Origin of the sequence: Candidatus Brachybacter algidus (assembly GCF_016707225.1) — a bacterium.
Classification (GTDB): domain Bacteria; phylum Bacteroidota; class Bacteroidia; order Chitinophagales; family Saprospiraceae; genus Parvibacillus; species Parvibacillus algidus.
On the sequence record NZ_JADJID010000003.1, the window covers coordinates 338,976 to 357,741 of the forward strand.

An 18,766-nucleotide genomic window follows, 5' to 3' on the forward strand; every position below is an offset into this window, starting at 1 on the left:
ATTAATCAGTGTTTTGAATGCTTTGACCCGTGCCAGATTCACCGGCAACATTGATTGAATTTACTTCATTGTCAATAGAATCTGACAAATTCTCAAATGTATCTATTTTCTCATCTTGCCCCATTTCTGACTTTTGTTCTGTATTATTTACAGCCTTAACAACAGAATCCTGACGCACAAAATAAGCATCAACAGCAGGCATCTCACAAATTAGCCTTTCCAACAAAGCAAAAGCGATCTCATTTGATTCCAATATATTCCTCCCGGTGATTATCAGCTGCATGTTGATTCCCTTTTCACCTACATTAGTAATATTGATTGGGACGGCTTGTTCCGGACTTAAATTTATATCACTGCCTCTTCTTTTGATAAATTTAGGATGCTGAGTGATAATATCTCTAATCAGCATCTTGGCATTCCTAATGTTTGAATCGTGGTGCAAAAGGATATCTACAGATTTTTTAATATTCTCTTCGATAAAATCAAAGTTGACCACTACCTCATTATTCATAAGAGCGTTCGGAATTATAATCCTTTTGTTCTCTCCATCTCTTAGAATGGTGTGTCTTAAGGTAATGTCTTCAACTACACCTATTATATTATCCCTAATCTTCAATCGGTCGTTGACACCAAATGGCTTGAAAAGTACAATGAATAAGCCACTAATAATATTACTGAGAGCATTTTGAGAAGCAAAACTAACTGCTACTGTAATTAAACCTGCTCCAGCTAAAAGTGAGGTAGCCACAGGTTCTAAAAAATTGATTCGGCCTATAGCGGAGCTAAATCCAATAATATAAATTATTGCTGTACTAACATGAGCAAAAAATTTAAGTCTGGTAGGGTCTTGGAGAAGCACATTGTTCTTCTTAGCAACTCTTCTGTTAATTAGAATACTTGCAAAATGAGCAATTATTATGGTAACAGCTATTATTAAAACGAATATAAGTAGTTGTTTTAGGTCAGATCTTTCCAGCATTAAGATATTATTTTAAACTCCGTCAAAGTTAAGGAAATGATCGAAGCGATCCCAAATAATTGTTTATATAGCAAGATAAACGTCATTAAAAAAGGATTCTATCTTTGCTTTGATCTGAGCCGATGAGCAATTATAATTATTTATAATTAGAGAAAAAACGTATTCTTTACCAGAATCTCCCGTGATGATCCCAGAAAAACTTCTTACTTTATCCATTGATCCAGTCTTTGCTTTAATGTGTCCGGCAGCCTTTGAACCTTTAAGGTAATTTTTCAGCGTGCCCGTCATGCCTGCGACTGGAAGTGCATCAGTAATTACATCGGCTATGGAAGGGTCTTTAAATAACTGAAGTAGCACTTTAGCAAAACCATAACTCGGCAAACTATTGGAGGTAGAAAGCCCTGATCCGTCACAAACAAAAAAACCTGTTTGCCCTTCGGTGGTTTTTGCAAAAAGGCACCAAAAGTTTTTACTGCATCATCTGTAGTGCTTGCGACTTTGTCCATAGATTTGCAATATCTCAAGATTCCTTCTGCATTTATGTTTATACTTTTTAATATGGTCTCATTAACAATTAAGTCAAGACTCTTTGATGAATGAGTATACAATACCTTTCGCTTGCCGACAGGCTGAACATCTTTTAAAGACCCACCAACGCCATTGGAGGTAATGCCTGCCTCTGTCAGTGCATCTTTTAGTAATAATGCTGCCATAAGCGGTGGATCAGGCATTGAGCCTTTTATTTCAAATATACCGTTTCCTGCAGGAATGGTGCCTTTGACCTGACGGTTATATTGTAAAGGACCACCAAATATATAGGCATTGTCGCCGGTGTTAGCGCCTGCACATAACACTTGACTTGCAAATTGGAGGCCTGGTATATTGGGATATGTTCCAATGACTTTTGGATAAGTTCCTTGTTTTGATTGTTTAAATTTTAATCTAAAGAGATTATCATAGATATTTAGCCCATACACACCAGCAGCATAATAATTTCCAATGTCACCCCACAACCATGAATTATAAATCCCTTCATCTGAAAGGTATGAACCATCGCCATAGATTCGGCCCTCGATAGACTTTATGCCCGCTGATTTCACTTCGGTTGCAAAGATTTTCAAAACTTTATCCAATTCTCCCGAATCATTAGATAAGTCTGAACCTAGGGTTGGATCACCATAGCCTTTAAGGATCAGGTCACCATGTAAAACACCATTTTTGTCAATCTCTCCAGTAGTTTCAATTGTCGTTTTAAATTTAAAATTTTTTCCTAAAGTCTTAAGTCCGTAAGCGCAAGTAAGTATTTTGAGCGAAGATGCTGGTATTAATGATACATTTGGATTGTGGGTGGCTATAAGTTGTTCTGTCTTTCTGTCAAAAATAGTGAAACTCATAGCACCATTCTTTAAAGAAGGATCTCCACCTAGCTTAATTATAGCATCATTTAAATCTTGAGCTGCAAGTATGACCGGTGTCAGAAAAAAAATTATCCAAAAAGTGTGGACCACTCTAATTAATATCATAATTGAAAATTGTGATGCTAATAAAAATTAAAAAAAATATCAACAATAAATAATTTGGGAAATAACTATTGTTTACAAAGAATGAAATAAATTCAGAAATTCCGGTTAGGTTAGAATTCTAATAATATATCATTAAATAATCTCTGTGTTCTTCGGCAAATGTAATTAATCCATCCAATATTTTCTGTTCATTGAAGTAAGGAAAGTGTAAATTAAACCATTCCTACATTGAACAATGCATCTCCAGGATAGACTACCGGCTTATTATTTATGCAAAACACATATCCATTTACTTTAGAAGTTATGGCATAGTTTGACTGACCAAAAGGATCGTGGATCCAGCCCAACAATTCACCTTTAACTATCTGGCTACCATTATTGACAGAAGGATAGAAAAGGCCAGGTGTATTAGACCTAACCCAAATTGTTTTTGTTAATAGAACACTATCCTGTTCTTCGATCGTATAATTATTCATTTCAAGATGTGTCAACACCCTTTTGATGCCGCGCAGTGCTTGTTGTATCACAAACCCATCAATCCTAAGAGCTTCACCCCCTTCGTAAACGATAATAGGAATGCCCATATCCAGTGACATCCTTCGCAATGACCTTAAAATAGTAGGTTTGACTATGGTGAATGGAGCATTGAATACCTGAGCGAGTAACTTACTGGATGGTTGTCTATTAGTAAACCTTACTTGAGGATAGTTAAACCTGGACTGACCTCCTGTATGAAAATCAATTCCTAGGGTGATGAGTGGTAAAATATGCCTGGTAATTATTCTAGCTACTCTTGAAGCCATGCTTCCATTGAGAGAACCAGGAAAACTTCTGTTTACATCTTTTCCTTCACTTAAATCTCTTGAAAAATTGATAAATCCAAAAACATTCACAAGAGGTATAGCTATGACGGACCCGCAATGAAGGTTGTCGAACAACTTCATGTCTAATGCCTGACGAATGATTTCAATACCGTTGATCTCATCACCATGAATCCCGCCTGACAAAAAAAGTATAGGGCCTGGCTTTAAAGATCTGAATACATTGACACTTATAGTAATCTGATTGCCTGAAGGTAGCCTTCCTACAGGAATTCGAACTACAGCATTGACGCCTGGAGCTATTAGTGTTCCATTAATATTAAATACCTCATTCAACGTTCATCATTTTACTTTTTTGCCCTCACAAGGCTATCACCATAGGCAATAATAGCACCAGCCACATTGACTTTCGTCACTCCTTCTATTCCTTCAAGTCCGGGACTTGCGTTGACCTCCAAGATTAATGGACCATCATTGCTTCTCATGATATCGACGCCGGCAACTTTTAAACCAACGGCTTCAGCAGATTTCAAAACTGTTTCAGTTTCTTCAACGGTAAGGTCTATGATAGTAGCAGAAGCGCCTCTATGCATGTTACTCCTATATTCACCTTCCGGAGCACATCTCAACATGCTGGCGATTACCTCACCATTAACCACAAATGCTCTAATATCCTGACCTGCAGATTCTTTGATAAATTTTTGGATAATAAATTTATGGTGTAGCCTTTGGAATGCTTCTGATATTGCGATTCCATTTTGGGCCGATTCAGAAAGAATGACACCTAATCCATGTGTACTGTCAAGCAATTTAACAATGGCAGGAAATTCAAATTCCTTTTTGATTAATACCCCATCAACTTCCATAGGACTTGTTAATAAAGTCTTGGGAATTGCAATTTTAGCTTTCGCCAACAATTGAAGTGCAACTAATTTGTCTCTTGCATCCAATAATGCCTGAGAAGATGTAATAACAGAAACACCTTGTAATTCAAATTGTCTAATGACTGCTGCTCCAAAATTAGTAGCAGTGGAGCCTATGCGCGGAAGCACCCAATCGGCTATTAATTTTTGACCCGAATTATCAATAATGTGAGATGCATCATTGTCAATAATGAGATTACAAGTCAGAGGATCAATAACTTGCACACTATGGCCCTTTTTACGACACTCAAGAATAAGTCTCTGAGTAGAGTAAAGGCCTATATTTCTGGATAAAATTATTACATTCATTTCGTACTATTCAAGCGCAAAATGAGGATTATTTGTTCAATAGCAAAGGAAACTGAATATTATTTTTGATCCTAATTTTAGGTAGGGTATTAAAACCGATCGAGGGCTCTATCTATTTTTAAGATTAGGGCTGCAAAAATATCTTCAATATCCCCTACCCCTTTGATGGCTGAGGCCAGACCTAGTTTTTCGAAATATTGAAAAACAGGTTGAGTTTCAGCATTATATACTTCAAAACGCTTTCTGATGATAGATTCATCATTATCGTCAGCACGACCCGAAGTTTGGCTTCTGGACTTTATCCTATTCACTATTTCATTCTCGTCCACTTCAAGTGCTATCATTGCAGTCAAGGAAGTATTGTTTTCTCTCAATAAATTCAACAAGGCTTCAGATTGAGGAATCGTTCTTGGGAAGCCATCAAATATGAAGCCATTTGCTTCAGGATGCCTGTCCATTTTTGACTTCAGCATATTTATGGTCACTTCATCAGGCACTAAATTACCTTTATCCATGTAACTTTTTGCCAATATTCCTAAGGGAGTTTGATTGCTCAGTTCATACCTAAAGAGGTCACCAGTCGATATGTGGACCAACTTATACTTATCTGCAAGCTTGGTTGCCTGAGTACCTTTTCCAGACCCGGGAGGACCAAAAAGTATTAAATTTATCATTAAATTTTATTGAAATAAACGACGAAAATAGGAAATACTTTAGAGATTCAAAATATTCTTGGTTTAAAATATTGAATTTATTTAACCAATCACTACTTCGATTAGATTATCTATGCTAAGATTTCTTCTACCGGTTTCCATAACTTCAGTCGTTTCGATTGTGGCGATTTTATTTATTAGCTGTTGAACAGATGCAAAGTCTACGCCCTCTACAAGACAAGATCTTAATGTTTCCACACAGTTATACACTCCATCAAAAGAAGTCATCAATGTGCCTAAAAGGTAACCTCTGACTCTTTCTAATTCCGCTTTTGGGATAGGTTTATCTAATAATTTATCAATCTGAGTATAAATCTCTGTATTCATCTTAATGACTTGATCCTGAGAAGTATCTGCACTAATATAAAATAAACCACCATACAAATAAGTGTCATGAGTGCTGAATATGTTGTATGTCAGTCCTTTTGCTTCGCGGATCACGTTGTTTAATCTTGAATTAAAGTAGCCCCCCAAAACTGTATTAAATACAAACATTCCATCAAAATCATCATGCTGCCTCGACACACAATCAATACCTATTTTAACTGAAGACTGTGTTTTTTCTAGTTTAAAAGATTTTATCGGTCGCATATCCCGTTCGATATCTTTTAGATCAGTGCGGGTTGGTGTTTTTTTTAATCCAATATGACCAAAATTATCTTCTATCTTTTGCAATATAATATTAGTGACATTTCCTGCTACAATAATAAAAGAGTCAGTGGTCTGGTAGTTCAATTGCCAATGGGATAAAATATCTGGAGTACCCACTGATCTAATATTCTGTTCAGTACTATTGTAACCATATGGATGATTAGAACCAAATATTTTCTCTGTTAATATCCTGTAAGAATTAAAATCTGCATCATCCATGTCTTGTTTTAATCTGGATATGCTATTAGTCTGGATTGTAATTAACTCATCCTCCGGAAAAGAAGGATAAAGCATCACTTCAAGAAATTTTTCCAAAAGCGGGTCAAAATACTTTCCGAGACAATAAAAAGAATAACTATTATAATCCACTCCAGCATTATGGGTCAAGGCCGAACCGTAATAATCAAAATACTCTGATATTTCATATCCGCTACTGTATTTGCTTCCTTCTTTGATAAGGCTATTACATGATTTACTAACGAGCTGCTTTGACTCAGTACTTCTCCCTGCCTTGAAGCACCACTCAATCTTCAAAGTGTCACTTTCGCCACCTTTAAATATGTATACTTTCAGTCCATTAGACAGTTGGATCATCCTATATTCTGGGATGATAAATGCCGAAGGGGAATATATGCGGGGTTTGTTATTGTTCATTTATGAAGGAATTTAGGATCAGCTTTAAGCCTGTAGGCTTTTTTACAAGGTCATATTTTAACTTCATTCTGCCTCCGGTGGGACAGCAATTAGGATCCATTTCATTGTATAGCGGAAAAAAACGGTAAAGGTGTTTTTTTTCTATTGCAAAGCTATCATGCCCCAAATATTTCTGGGAGAGTTCTTCAGATAGTTCATCCATGCTAATTGAATCTAACTTACTGCCATTATACTGATAGGCAATTAGCATTCCATATGAACCGCTGCCTGCTGACTGATTAAACACATACACCTCATCTTTTCCATCGCTATTAAGATCTGCTGTCACTGCATCCAGTATCGTGCCATCATACTGAATGGCCTTACTATAAGACTTATCAGAAGCATTTTTCTTGACGGCAAGTTCCAAATGCTTCAAATCATTGGCGCCTTTGGAGGTGATACTTATATTCATATCTTTAGTGCTCAGATTTTTCTTAAATTCCTCTTCATTTATATTTAAAGGTAAACTTAGGCTGTCTGAAATTTGGGAGCTTTCAACCTGGACATTTTCTGTATTATTGTCAGATTTGCAGGAGGCGAAACAAAGCAATAGGAACAAACACAGAAATGTAAACATTCCGGAAAAATTCATTGAATACATTTTAACCAGATTATAATTTTTTTAGATACGTAAGGAAAAATAACGAACCAAAATGCGTTTGGTTGTTAAAATACCTTTACAGCATCATTTAGACTGCAAAAATACAGAATCTGAAGCGCTAATAATACATTTCAATTCTGCAAACGTTATAAAAGTAATTTTTATACTAGTTAGAACTTATTTTTTATACTTTTGCGATTTTTAGAAAGGATGGATAAATTTTATAGACTTTGTTGTTCTTGTTTGATGACCCTAGCGTTTTTCCTAGGTGGCTGCAACAATGAAAAAAGCGAAATTCCTACGTTCCTATCTCTAAAATCACCAATAATTGAATTCGTACCCGCGACAGGAAGCACCAAGCAGAATGTAGAAGATTATTGGTTATATGTAGGAAATGACTTGCTTGGAGTATTTAGTCCCGGACAGGTTGCTCCAGTCATCGGTGAAGGCATGAAAGATCTATCTATCCACCCTGGGATAAGGGTCAATGGTATTAGGGACAATGCAATTATTTATCCATTTTTAGAACCTTTTAGAAGTTCATTGGATTTGTGTGCATGCGCAGAGGTTATAGATATTCAACCATTATTTAAATATAAACCCACAGCAAAGTTTTCATTTATTGAAGATTTTGAATCCAACAATTCATTCACGGAGGACCTGGATGGTTCCAATTTGACAAGTGCTACAATACAAAATACTAATGTATTCGAAGGTGATTATTCATTGATGTTAAATGTAGATGAAGTCAATAGGGATAATCAAATCACAACGCCTTTATACTATACTGACATACCATTGGATTCAAGAGATGTATTCCTTGAATTCAATTATAAGAGCAATCTCAATTTTGCAGTCGGCCTTGATGCCAAGATTTTAGGTGCTGACCCTGTATATAATTTTGGTATTTATTTATCTCCCGAATGGAAAAAAATGTATATCAATTTGACTGACCTTATCAGGGAGTCCAATGCAGAGGATGGTTACAGAATAGCATTCAGATTGGTACATCCTGGAGGTTCTTCCACTGAAAAGGGATTCTTATATCTTGACAATATTAAATTAGTACATTATTAAGGCTGATGAATAGTACAAGGAAGAGAGATTTATTATTGTATGGGATAGTAGATGCAATAATGGCAGTCATTGCATGGGCCTATTTTTCAAATCTGGAACTTGACAAATCCGGATATGTATTGGCTCAAAATATAAATCTACAATCTGTTGGGATTTCAATTTTCATTTTAACCGGGTGGTTATTACTTTATGTTATATTCGATTGCTACAACGATCTTTACAGACAATCCAGGCTAACAACATTCACCAGAACATTTTTTATCTCAGCATTAGGATGCATTGTAATCATACTTTTGGGAGATGATTTAATGGACAATCATCTAAGTGTTTTGTTTTTTAAATATTTCAGCATTCATTTTACGTTAACCACCGTATCGAGAATGATCCTGCTCACCAGGGCCAGCAGAAGGTTAAAATCGGGTGCTGTCACATTTAATACACTAATCATCGGAGGAGATGAAAACGCACTTGAATTGTATTCAGAGATCAAAAGCAGGCAGAAAGGACTAGGCTATAACTTCATTGGTTTCATAGACAGTAATGGCAATTCAAAAAACCTACTAACATCTGAACTGAAATTATTGGGTAAACTTAATGACCTTGCGGCGATCATCGTTCAATATAAAATAGAGGAAGTAATAATAGCTATAGAGACTCAGGAGCACGATAAATTGAGAGAGATCCTGAATACCTTATTTGATTTTGGCAATAACATTTTGATCAAAGTTATTCCAAGTATGTATGATATCATGCTGGGTAGCGTGAAGATGAATCACGTCTATGGTGCTGTTCTTATTGAAATAGAACAAGTAATGATGCCCAAATGGCAGATAATTGTAAAGCGACTGCTTGATGTCATCATAAGTGTCATTGTAATGATCATACTTTCACCACTCTACCTCTATATCTGGATCAGAGTAAGATTGTCATCTCCCGGTGATGCTATATTTAAACAAGAAAGAATTGGACTTAATCACCGTCCGTTCAATATATATAAATTCAGGTCCATGTATCTGGATGCTGAGGATGATGGACCTCAACTAAGTAACGAGAATGACAACAGATGCACACCTTGGGGTGGCGTGATGAGAAAGTGGAGGCTGGATGAATTGCCGCAATTTTTCAATGTACTAAGAGGTGAAATGTCAATCGTGGGACCACGCCCGGAAAGAAGATATTACATAGACCGCATCATGGCCAGAGCCCCCCACTATAAGCACTTACTTAAGGTGAGACCGGGAATAACTTCCTGGGGTCAGGTCAAATATGGCTATGCGTCCAACGTGGATCAAATGATACAAAGGCTAAAATTCGATATATTGTATATTGAGAATATGTCACTTTCTCTGGATTTTAAAATCATGTTTTATACCTTATTGGTATTATTCCAGGGAAAAGGAAAATAAATTATTATCGTTCATTAATTTTAAACTATTTATCTATGAAGCAATTACTTATAATTCTTTTAGCTGCAATCAGTATTACTGCTTGCAAGAAAAATGAAACTACCCAAACCACCGTCAACACTACCGACTCTATCAAAGTTGAAGAAGCACCTGTAATCGCTGAGCAACCAAAACTTATTGAATTGGCTGATCAGGATGCAGTTACTTACGCAACAGAGTACGACGATGTACTGAATGCAATTGTATTAGCAGACGCTAAAAATGATAAGGCAGAAATCATGAAACTGAAAGCCAAAATCACAGAATTGGATAAGAAAAAAGATGAAATGGGCGCTAAACTAACGGGTAAGGACCTGGATACATATAACGGTTTTCTTGAGAAAAGAATGAGTACAGCACAAAGGATTATCTCCAAACAGGAATAAATTTTGGTCTCATGTATATTTGGGGTTCGTACTAGATCCAATAAATAAAAAAAGGGTACAGGAATATTTTCTTGTACCCTTTTTAATGAAAAAAATTGATCTAATCGCCCCTTTCGTTTCTATTTTGTTTACTTATCTTTTTGATTAGTTCCTTCTTAAAACCTCTTTCCGCTTGCTGCAATTTTGCAACTTTAGTCGCAGGAAGTACTTTTCTAAATTCTTTTGTGTAATATTTCTTTAATTCAAGCTCTTTTTCTTCTGCCTCAAGAGTATTGTTCAAGAATGCTGATGCTTCACCTTCATTCATAAGATCAATAGCTTTGGAAGGGATTTGGCCTCTTTTTACCAACCTTTCTTTATTCTTATACTCGTTATATAAAGGCCAGAATTTTTCTGCTTCTTGTGGGGTTAAAGAAAGTTCCGAGGTCAGGTATGCTACCATCTGAGCCTGGATCCTGTCACCGATCTGACCTTTTTTGTTTCCTTGCTGTGCTTGAACGCCTGTTAAGGAATAGACAAATGCAAACAGCATTATTGCAATAAATTTCAATTTCATGATTTATTTGTTGAATATTATTTAAAATTTAAAACAATTCCTCGACATTAATTTCATCGAGAAGATCATCTTGATTTATATTGTTTTCTGTATCGATCAGATCAAGAACATTTCCATTATACTGGCTCCCATCCACTAAAAGGTCCAATTCTATTTCATCTGCATTTTCATTCAGATAATTAATTATTTCAGTATCTTTTAAATTGGATAGGTTGAATTCTTGATACACTTCTCCCCTATTATAAAAAACGAAAAACGCTGCACAAGCTGCCACGCTTGTAACTCCGATCACAATACGTCTCCACAACTTGCGGCCTCCGGTATGCTGGCCAATATTTATCACTTTTGGGTCAATCATATTGGATTCCAACCTAGCCAAAACCTTATCCTCGAGTCCTTCAAAATACCCTTCAGGGACTTTGAAATTTTCTTTGTTCAATTTTGAAAAATGATTATTTTCCATATTCTTTATATAATATTTGATTTCTTAATAAACGCTTCAATTTTCTTCACTGCATGGAAATAAGAAGCCTTCAGCGCTCCTTCACTTGTATTCAAGAGTTTGCTCATATCACCATACTTCATCTCCTCATAATACTTAAGATTAAATACCTCCTTTTGCTTTTCAGGCAATGCTGCCACGGCTTTTTGTAATTCTAATTGCAATCTATCACCTTCAAAATATTCATCTGAAGTAAGTAAATTATCAGAAATGTTTTCCGGAATGTTATTGTCAAAATTTCCAAGACGTTTTCTAATTCGCAAATGCGTAAGAGATTCATTGGTAGCAATCTTGTATACCCAAGTGTAAAGTGAAGACTTGAATTCAAAGTTTTTGATATTTTTAAAGACTTTAATCATTGTATTTTGAAATACATCGTCTGCATCCTCGTGCACCAAAACAATTCTTCTGATCACATAATATATTTGTTCTTTATATTGACTTATCAGCAGTCGAAACCCTTTCTCGCTTTCCGCCGGATTTAGCAACATAGAAATTAATTCCTGATCTGTCAATATTGAGTTTAGTTTATTTGCTTCTCATTCTTTTGATGCTTTATAGCATAAAAGGTTTAATGTCACAACATAATATTTTAAAATTATTCAAGGAAATTTTATTTTTAACAAGCAGTTGGATCAAGACTAATTCCATTGATTTTAAGCTGATATAGCCTTAATTTGATTTTGTAATAATACAACAGGATGCCAGACGATGCTCAAGGACCCAAATTTTCAAATCAATAGAAAATATAACTAATCCATTAAATTTATATGTAATATTTATCTTCAATTATAACAACAACTTAGTACCTTTGCAAAAATATTTAGTATGTTATTTCAACGCAGGTACTTGCTCTTATTATTGTCGATTTTAATCCTTGTGGCGATCACCTATTTTTTTAGCGACCTGGTCACCTACATTGTTGGCGCATGGGTATTGGCACTGATTGGAACTCCAATCAAAAAAATAATTTTAAGTACCACCAGGTTACATAAGTTAAAGGGCGGAAATGTCATTGCTTCTATTTTAACTTTATTGATATTCATGTCATTCATTATTATCATTCTAACTATTTTCATACCGATCTTAGGCGAACAATTTAATGTATTAACTACCGTTGATTACAACAAAATAGCAACTACTTTACAAGCACCTCTAGCTTCTGTGGAAGCATATCTGAAAAAAATTGGTTTTTTGCAGGATTCTGCTTCCTTGCTACAGGAAATATCCATTCAAATAAAAAACATATTAGTTCCAGCAGAAGTAACAGTTTTCTTTAGTAGTATTGTCAATACCATTGCTAGTATAGGCATTGCAATTGGTTCAATCCTTTTCATCGGATTCTTTTTTATCAGAGATCAGGGTTTATTTGAAAGCTCAATCCGATCATTTGTTCCTGACAAATATGAAGAAGCTATCACAAAAGCAATAAGCGATATTGGAACCATGCTATCTAGGTATTTCGGTGGATTGATCATTCAATCGTGTTCGATCTGGCTTATTATTTCTACAACTTTGTCGATCATGGGTTTTCACAATGCATGGCTGATAGGTTTTTTTGCCGGGATGGTCAATATCGTACCATATTTAGGACCATGGATCGGGGCAGGATTTGGGGTATTAATGACCATAACTGCAAATGTGGACATGGATTTTACCACACAAATATTACCTATGCTTATACAAATGGCAGCTGTATTCGGCATTACTCAACTGATCGATAATTTTTTAATATCACCAATGGTATTTTCGAATAGAGTCATTGCCCACCCATTGGAGATCTTCATCGTCGTCCTTCTCGGTGCTAAAATCGGAGGCCTTGTAGGCATGATCATTGCTATACCGATGTATACAATATTAAGGGTTTTGGCAGGAGTATTTCTAATAGAATTTAAGGTAGTCCAGCGAATTACTGCAGGAATCAGAAAAGCTACGGAAACATCTCCCGCAGACCAAGGCCAAACTGAAGACATTTCAACAAAATAGCATGTAGATATTAGTTTCTGTTACTATCCTGTTTGGCGAAAACCTTTCTTAGCAATTCTGAAATTCTTTTAACGGGATTCCTTCTAATTTCTTTTTCCTCGTTGGCGACCATTTTAAAAAGTCCATCTAATGCTTGATTAGTCACATAATCATCTAGCTTCGGATTGACGTGCTGTACCAAAGGAATGTTGTTATATGCGTTGGTGGCTTTGGACCAATATTCAATTGCATTAAACTTATTCAATGAGTTCACTATTACAGGATTGAATTCACTATAAAGGGAACTGTAAGTTGCATTTTTCAAGTACTGAGTTGCAGCATCATCCGCTCCCATCAATATATTAAATACATCGTTTAAAGTTATACTTTTGATAGCACTGATAAATATCGGCTTGGCCTTGGTCGCAGCATCTTCTGCACCTCTGTTAATTTTCTCTAGAATCACATTTTCTACATCTGAAAAACCAGGGATAACTTTCAATCTCTCAGTTACTTTTCTGGCTTCCGGTGGTAGCAAAATTTTGTAAGCACTTTTGAAATAGCCATCTTTTGCAGAAAGTTGGTCAGCACCTTTTGATATCCCAATATTTAGCGCTTCTTTAAGGCCACTTGACACTTCAGCACTTGTCGGCTCATTGATTCCGGATGTACTTAAAATCTGTTGCAATTCTGCACAGCCTGTAAAAGTTAAGCAGAAAATAGTCAAGAATATTACATATTTCATAGATATTGATTTAGTTTTTTAAGATTCACAAAGTAAAGATAAAAATACTGTTGATTGAAATTAAGTCATTATAGGATCTGATCAAACAACAATCATTTTACAGAATTAATTATTTAAACGATATTGTGACTTTTATAATCACAATAAGTAACATAATTTTTACTTAAAAAGACACAAATAAAATCTTAAATATTTGAAAGCACGTTGGAGGCATTGCATTGATGTAAAAAATGGTTTGTTTGAGATCATGAATCAGGGGCAGCACGCAGAATTTATTGTAAAAAAATACACCTCTTCCCCTAATAAAGGTTCTAAGGATAGGAAATTTATTTCTGAAGCTCTTTTTACGATAGTTAAGAACTTTAGTTATTATCAGTATTTGGCTAAGGGGCTATCTGATCATAAGGATATAGATGAAGACATTATTAATGCTTATTTATTTGAACAGGGTATTGATGCTCCGGATGGTCCAGACTGGAAAAAAAGCAATATAAATGAGATGGCTGAACGAAAGAAAGCCATTCAGGACATACCTCATTTACTTTACTCCATGCCACTTTGGATGGATGAAATAGGGACGGCATCACTTGGAGAAAAATGGCAGGATATTAGAAAGATATCTGTGGAGCAGGCACCTATTTATATACGGATCAACTTTATCAAGACCAATATGCAGGAAGTAGTCAATTACTTTTCTTCATTAGGTATTGACCACGAAGTTTTGTCAGAAGATTGTATTTTATTAAAACAAAGAATTAATCTTCTTAACGATATAGCGTATCAAGGAGGATGGTTTGAGATACAAGATATGGGTTCACAGAGCATAGGACATTTTGCTCACCCAAATGCTAATTCGTTTGTCATAGATGCTTGTGCGGGAAGTGGTGGCAAAGCACTTCATATGGCTTCATTAATGGGAAATACCGGTCAAATACTAGCCTTGGATATCAATGAAAAAGGATTGGCCAATTTGAAAATCAGGGCAAGGAGAGCTGGTGCAGATATCATTGGCAGTTCCAATTATTCCGATGATGAAAAAATTAAATCGCTTCAAGCTTCAGCAGATCTGGTACTATGTGACGTTCCCTGCAGTGCCACAGGTGTGATGCGCAGGGAAATAGATAAAAAATGGCGGCTGACTCAAGAAAAAATTCATCATCTGCTGGAGACTCAAAGACAAATTATGTCTGATGCTTCAAAGTGGGTTAAACCCGGTGGCAAGCTCGTATATTCTACTTGCAGTGTATTCCCTATGGAAAACGAGGATCAGGTTAATCAATTTCTTACATCAAACCCTGATTTTAAAAAATTAGAAGCGGTACAATTGTTTCCGGAATCAGGCGGCCATGATGGTTTCTATATGTGCAGTATGATGAGGAGCTGATTAATATTATTGGAAAAATTGCATTCCAGCGAGGATGAGAATCTTCATGATTAAAAAGAGGAATTTAGTTCAGCTTAATTGTAATATTGCAATATTACGATGAACCAATGATACCAGTATTTTTAGAGCAAGTAGCTCCCCTATAATGCAAAAACAATGAGATTATCACATCGATTAAGTTTTGAAAAAACATACTTTTAAATGATGAAAGGGATTAGCCTTAACTAAAACAAACATGTCAATTCCAATAAATTAATTGCACCACTCTTTCAAGATACTATTGTGTGTCTGCTCATACTTCCCATTTTTACATATATTTGCGCAATTTTTATAATATGAAGATATCACATAACTGGCTTAAGGAATTAATGCCACATAATTTTACTACAGAAATAATTTCTGAAACACTTACAGACATTGGACTTGAAGTCGAAGGTGTCAATATAGTAGAATCAATAAAAGGTGGATTAAAAGGTGTTATTATCGGTCAAGTAATGACTTGTGAAAAACATCCAAATGCAGACAAACTATCATTGACCACAGTTAATATAGGCGGTCACACAAATCTCTCTATCGTCTGTGGTGCTCCAAATGTAGCAACAGGTCAGAAAGTATTGGTAGCAACAGTAGGCACCGAGCTTTATGACGAAAAAGGCGACGCTTTTACCATTAAAGAAGCTAAGGTAAGAGGGGAATTGTCCCAAGGTATGATTTGTGCCGAGGACGAACTTGGTTTAGGGAAAAGTCATGAAGGCATAATGATTCTTCCTGAGGATTCTGTGGTCGGGACCAAAGCCTCTGAATACTTCAATATAGATTCTGATGAAGTATTTGAAATCGGATTGACCCCAAATAGAGCAGATGCCAACTCTCACTTTGGGACGGCTAGAGATCTATGGGCAGCGCTTAATATTCATAAAGGATATGATACTTCCCTCGCACGGCCAAAAATACTGAGTATAGAAGGTAAAGTTGCTTCCCCATTCAAGGTCACAATTGAAAATACTGAAAGCTGCAAGAGGTATACAGGAATTGTGCTTGAAAATGTAAGGGTCCAGGATTCTCCAGATTGGTTAAAAATAAGACTGGAAAGTATCGGTCAAAGACCTGTAAACAATATTGTGGACATCACGAATTATGTTATGTTCGAGCTAGGCCAACCACTTCATGCATTCGATGCAGATAAAATTGATGGCCAACATCTAAAAATAAAAAATCTACCCCAGGGAACCGAATTTACTGCATTAGATGGCTCTGTAAAATCACTTGACAAAGATGACCTCATCATATGTGATGGCACTGACAGGCCATTGTGCATCGCTGGTGTGTATGGAGGTTTGGACTCAGGTGTCAGCCAAGACACAACCAACATCTTTTTAGAATCAGCTTATTTTAGTCCTACGCCAGTTAGAAAGACATCATTCAGGCACAATCTTAGGACGGAATCAGCAGCACATTTCGAAAAGGGAACGGATCAGCATCAATGTCTGGAAGCATTATTGCGAGCAGCATTAATGATCACTGAAATAACAGGAGCGAATTCTAATTCTCAATATATTGACAATTTTCCCAATCCTCTCCCATTAGCTGTGGCAGAAATTCATACTGAGAAAGTAAGATCACTTATCGGCAAATCTATTCCTAATCGAGAGATTCAATTGATTCTTGAGTCTTTATCAATGATCATTGATAAGGTTGATGAAAATAAATGGAAGATTACTATTCCAAGCTATAAAACAGATGTCCATAGGCAAGCAGATATTATAGAGGAAATAGTGAGAATATATGGTTTGAATAATATTGAATCCGCCAAAAAATTTAGTTTTTCAATGCCAGAACAATTGGCAAATGATTCTATGACCTCAAGACAAATAGCGATGCAATATCTGGCAGATTCAGGATATAGCGAAGCGATGGGACTATCTATCATTAATAGCACTCAATGGTCGAAGATCACCAAAAATGAAAATTTTGAAGGTGTAAGGATTAATAATACATCCAATGTTCAACTAGATTTGATGCGACCTGAAGCGCTTGCGACAGCTCTTGAAGTAGTAGCTCATAATCAGTCTCGCCAGCAGAACGACATAAGAATGTACGAGTATGGAAGGTCTTACAATGTCACTGATCAAAAAGAATATAAGGAGGATGAATATATATCTATATTCGGCACAGGCAGCCTCTGGGATGAGTCTTGGGCAATAAAAACTAAAGATAGCTTTGATAGTTTCTATCTAAAGACCACAATTTTAAATCTCTTAAAGCGGCTGAATGTCACTAAGTTTCAAGAAAAAAAACTTACCGGTGATCCAAGATTTGAAGATGCAATAGAATTGACAATGGGACCTAGAAGAATTGCTGTTCTGGGTGAAGTAAGTAAATCATGGCTTAAAGCATCTGGAATTAAAGGAAACATGACTTTTGGACAAGTTTATTGGGAAAAGGTCATCGAAATGATAAACAACAAACCGATTAAGTTCAAGGAATTCAGCAAATTCCCTGTCGTAAGAAGGGATTTGGCAGTCATAGTCGGTGCCGAAGTTACCTACGAATCGATAAGGTTATTGGCAAACAAAACATTATCTAATTACTTGACAAATATGAAATTATTCGATATTTACAGTAATGAGGAACAATTAGGTAAGGGAAAAAGGAGTATGAGCATCGCATTTTATTTTACTAATTCCGTCAAGACCTTTGAAGAAAAGGAAATAGAGGATATGATGAAAAAGCTGATAGAGACGCTTGAATCAAAAGTAGATGCTTTTATTAGAAAATAAAATCGTAGTTTTGTTTTTGAATAGAAAATTTATAACAAATTAAATATTTTTTGCACCGTTAGGATATGATAAAAACCTTAGCAGAGAGATTGGAAGCGATTGATAACAAGGTGAAAAAACTCGCGCAAAAATATGAGATAATAAAAAAAGAAAACATTATGCTAATGGAGGAGAACATCCGCCTCAAGCAAAATGCAGGAAAACATAAAGCTGAATTAGAAGTAGTGGGGAGTGATTTATCAAAAACAAGTAGCGATCTTAAATCTGTTAGTGAAAAAACACAGCATGATGAAGAGGTCAAAATTACTATAGATAAATATATTAAGGAAATTGAACATTGTATAGAACTTTTAGAAAATCTATAAGAAATGGCTGATGAGGAAAGTAAGCAAATTTCTGTGATCATAGCCGGTAGAGGCTATCCACTTAAGATCAAAGAAAATGAGGAAGAGGTGATTATGTCTATCGCAGAAGAAGTGAATAGACGTATCAGAGAATATCAGGAAGCCTATCCAAATAGAGAAAAACAAGACTGGCTTTCTATGGCAATACTTTCATATGCGATAGAAAAATATCAGGCGGAAAAAACATTTAGTGACGCCAAATTAGTTCAAAAATTTTCACAGGTAGAAAGTTATATCGACGACCTGTTAAAATAATTCAATTTCCCCTCCTTTCGAATTATGATTCACTTTTTTTAACAAAATATT

Annotated in this window: 20 protein-coding genes; 8 read left to right on the top strand and 12 right to left on the bottom strand. The window is 35.7% G+C overall.

The features are described from left to right. Position 1 precedes the first annotated feature (1 nt). The 8 genes from IPI15_RS11295 to IPI15_RS11330 form a co-directional block, all read right to left on the bottom strand. Positions 2–979 carry a mechanosensitive ion channel family protein gene (locus tag IPI15_RS11295; RefSeq protein WP_287420387.1) on the bottom strand — a complete coding sequence of 326 codons (978 nt, stop codon included), beginning with the start codon at positions 977–979 and terminating at the stop codon, positions 2–4. Between the two features lie 63 nt (positions 980–1,042). Next, positions 1,043–1,360 (bottom strand): D-alanyl-D-alanine carboxypeptidase, encoded by a 318-nt coding sequence (locus tag IPI15_RS11300; RefSeq protein ID WP_287420388.1) that lies wholly within the window; start codon positions 1,358–1,360, stop codon positions 1,043–1,045. Next, positions 1,303–2,502 (bottom strand): D-alanyl-D-alanine carboxypeptidase/D-alanyl-D-alanine endopeptidase, encoded by a 1,200-nt coding sequence (gene dacB, locus IPI15_RS11305; RefSeq protein ID WP_287420390.1) that lies wholly within the window; start codon positions 2,500–2,502, stop codon positions 1,303–1,305. Before dacB ends, IPI15_RS11300 begins: the two co-directional genes overlap by 58 nt. Positions 2,503–2,714: 212 nt before the next feature. Next, positions 2,715–3,659: a succinylglutamate desuccinylase/aspartoacylase family protein gene (locus tag IPI15_RS11310; protein ID WP_287404051.1), complete on the bottom strand. Its 945-nt coding sequence runs from the start codon at positions 3,657–3,659 to the stop codon at positions 2,715–2,717. 11 nt (positions 3,660–3,670) lie between these two features. Beyond that, positions 3,671–4,555 carry an ATP-grasp domain-containing protein gene (locus IPI15_RS11315; protein WP_287420392.1) on the bottom strand — a complete coding sequence of 295 codons (885 nt, stop codon included), beginning with the start codon at positions 4,553–4,555 and terminating at the stop codon, positions 3,671–3,673. An 89-nt stretch (positions 4,556–4,644) separates the two neighbouring features. After that, positions 4,645–5,229: an adenylate kinase gene (locus IPI15_RS11320; RefSeq protein ID WP_287404047.1), complete on the bottom strand. Its 585-nt coding sequence runs from the start codon at positions 5,227–5,229 to the stop codon at positions 4,645–4,647. Positions 5,230–5,310: 81 nt separating this feature from the next. Next, entirely contained in the window at positions 5,311–6,573 is a 1,263-nt protein-coding gene (locus IPI15_RS11325) for a M16 family metallopeptidase (RefSeq protein WP_287420394.1), read from the bottom strand. Continuing rightward, a complete protein-coding gene (locus IPI15_RS11330; RefSeq protein WP_287420396.1) occupies positions 6,563–7,207 on the bottom strand; it encodes a PliI family lysozyme inhibitor of I-type lysozyme in 645 nt (214 codons plus the stop codon). Before IPI15_RS11330 ends, IPI15_RS11325 begins: the two co-directional genes overlap by 11 nt. Before the next feature lie 219 nt (positions 7,208–7,426). Between IPI15_RS11330 and IPI15_RS11335 the strand changes: the two genes are divergently transcribed. Genes IPI15_RS11335 through IPI15_RS11345 form a run of 3 tightly spaced genes read left to right on the top strand, consistent with a single transcriptional unit; the run spans position 7,427 to position 10,124 of the window. After that, positions 7,427–8,293 (top strand): hypothetical protein, encoded by an 867-nt coding sequence (locus IPI15_RS11335; RefSeq protein WP_287404042.1) that lies wholly within the window; start codon positions 7,427–7,429, stop codon positions 8,291–8,293. Positions 8,294–8,298: 5 nt separating this feature from the next. Continuing rightward, positions 8,299–9,699 carry a sugar transferase gene (locus IPI15_RS11340; RefSeq protein ID WP_287404041.1) on the top strand — a complete coding sequence of 467 codons (1,401 nt, stop codon included), beginning with the start codon at positions 8,299–8,301 and terminating at the stop codon, positions 9,697–9,699. Between the two features lie 35 nt (positions 9,700–9,734). Continuing rightward, the gene (locus IPI15_RS11345) at positions 9,735–10,124 is read left to right on the top strand and encodes a putative periplasmic lipoprotein (RefSeq protein ID WP_287404039.1); all 390 of its coding nucleotides are present in this window, start codon (positions 9,735–9,737) and stop codon (positions 10,122–10,124) included. A 100-nt stretch (positions 10,125–10,224) separates the two neighbouring features. On the opposite strand, the gene IPI15_RS11350 is transcribed toward IPI15_RS11345, so the two are convergent. The 3 genes from IPI15_RS11350 to IPI15_RS11360 are packed head-to-tail and all read right to left on the bottom strand — an operon-like array spanning position 10,225 to position 11,697. Beyond that, a complete protein-coding gene (locus tag IPI15_RS11350) occupies positions 10,225–10,680 on the bottom strand; it encodes a hypothetical protein (protein ID WP_287404038.1) in 456 nt (151 codons plus the stop codon). Positions 10,681–10,708: 28 nt separating this feature from the next. Next, positions 10,709–11,143 carry a hypothetical protein gene (locus tag IPI15_RS11355; RefSeq protein WP_287420398.1) on the bottom strand — a complete coding sequence of 145 codons (435 nt, stop codon included), beginning with the start codon at positions 11,141–11,143 and terminating at the stop codon, positions 10,709–10,711. A gap of 5 nt (positions 11,144–11,148) precedes the next feature. After that, positions 11,149–11,697, bottom strand: a complete 549-nt coding sequence (locus IPI15_RS11360; RefSeq protein WP_287420400.1) for an RNA polymerase sigma factor — start codon at positions 11,695–11,697, stop codon at positions 11,149–11,151. A 313-nt stretch (positions 11,698–12,010) separates the two neighbouring features. Between IPI15_RS11360 and IPI15_RS11365 the strand changes: the two genes are divergently transcribed. After that, on the top strand, positions 12,011–13,168 hold the full coding sequence (locus IPI15_RS11365) for an AI-2E family transporter (RefSeq protein ID WP_287420402.1): 1,158 nt from the start codon (positions 12,011–12,013) through the stop codon (positions 13,166–13,168). A gap of 10 nt (positions 13,169–13,178) precedes the next feature. Here IPI15_RS11365 and IPI15_RS11370 read toward each other — a convergent pair whose 3' ends face one another. Continuing rightward, positions 13,179–13,892 (bottom strand): DUF4197 domain-containing protein, encoded by a 714-nt coding sequence (locus IPI15_RS11370; protein ID WP_287404032.1) that lies wholly within the window; start codon positions 13,890–13,892, stop codon positions 13,179–13,181. 193 nt (positions 13,893–14,085) lie between these two features. On the opposite strand from IPI15_RS11370, the gene IPI15_RS11375 reads away from it, so the two are divergent. The 4 genes from IPI15_RS11375 (at position 14,086) to IPI15_RS11390 (ending at position 18,715) form a co-directional block, all read left to right on the top strand. Next, on the top strand, positions 14,086–15,276 hold the full coding sequence (locus IPI15_RS11375) for an RsmB/NOP family class I SAM-dependent RNA methyltransferase (RefSeq protein WP_287420404.1): 1,191 nt from the start codon (positions 14,086–14,088) through the stop codon (positions 15,274–15,276). Positions 15,277–15,611: 335 nt separating this feature from the next. Continuing rightward, positions 15,612–18,056 carry a phenylalanine--tRNA ligase subunit beta gene (pheT, locus tag IPI15_RS11380; RefSeq protein ID WP_287420406.1) on the top strand — a complete coding sequence of 815 codons (2,445 nt, stop codon included), beginning with the start codon at positions 15,612–15,614 and terminating at the stop codon, positions 18,054–18,056. A gap of 65 nt (positions 18,057–18,121) precedes the next feature. Next, positions 18,122–18,421, top strand: coding sequence for a hypothetical protein (locus tag IPI15_RS11385; RefSeq protein ID WP_287404028.1), 300 nt, complete (start codon positions 18,122–18,124; stop codon positions 18,419–18,421). Positions 18,422–18,424: 3 nt separating this feature from the next. After that, positions 18,425–18,715 (top strand): cell division protein ZapA, encoded by a 291-nt coding sequence (locus IPI15_RS11390; protein WP_287404027.1) that lies wholly within the window; start codon positions 18,425–18,427, stop codon positions 18,713–18,715. The last annotated feature ends 51 nt before the right edge of the window (positions 18,716–18,766 follow it).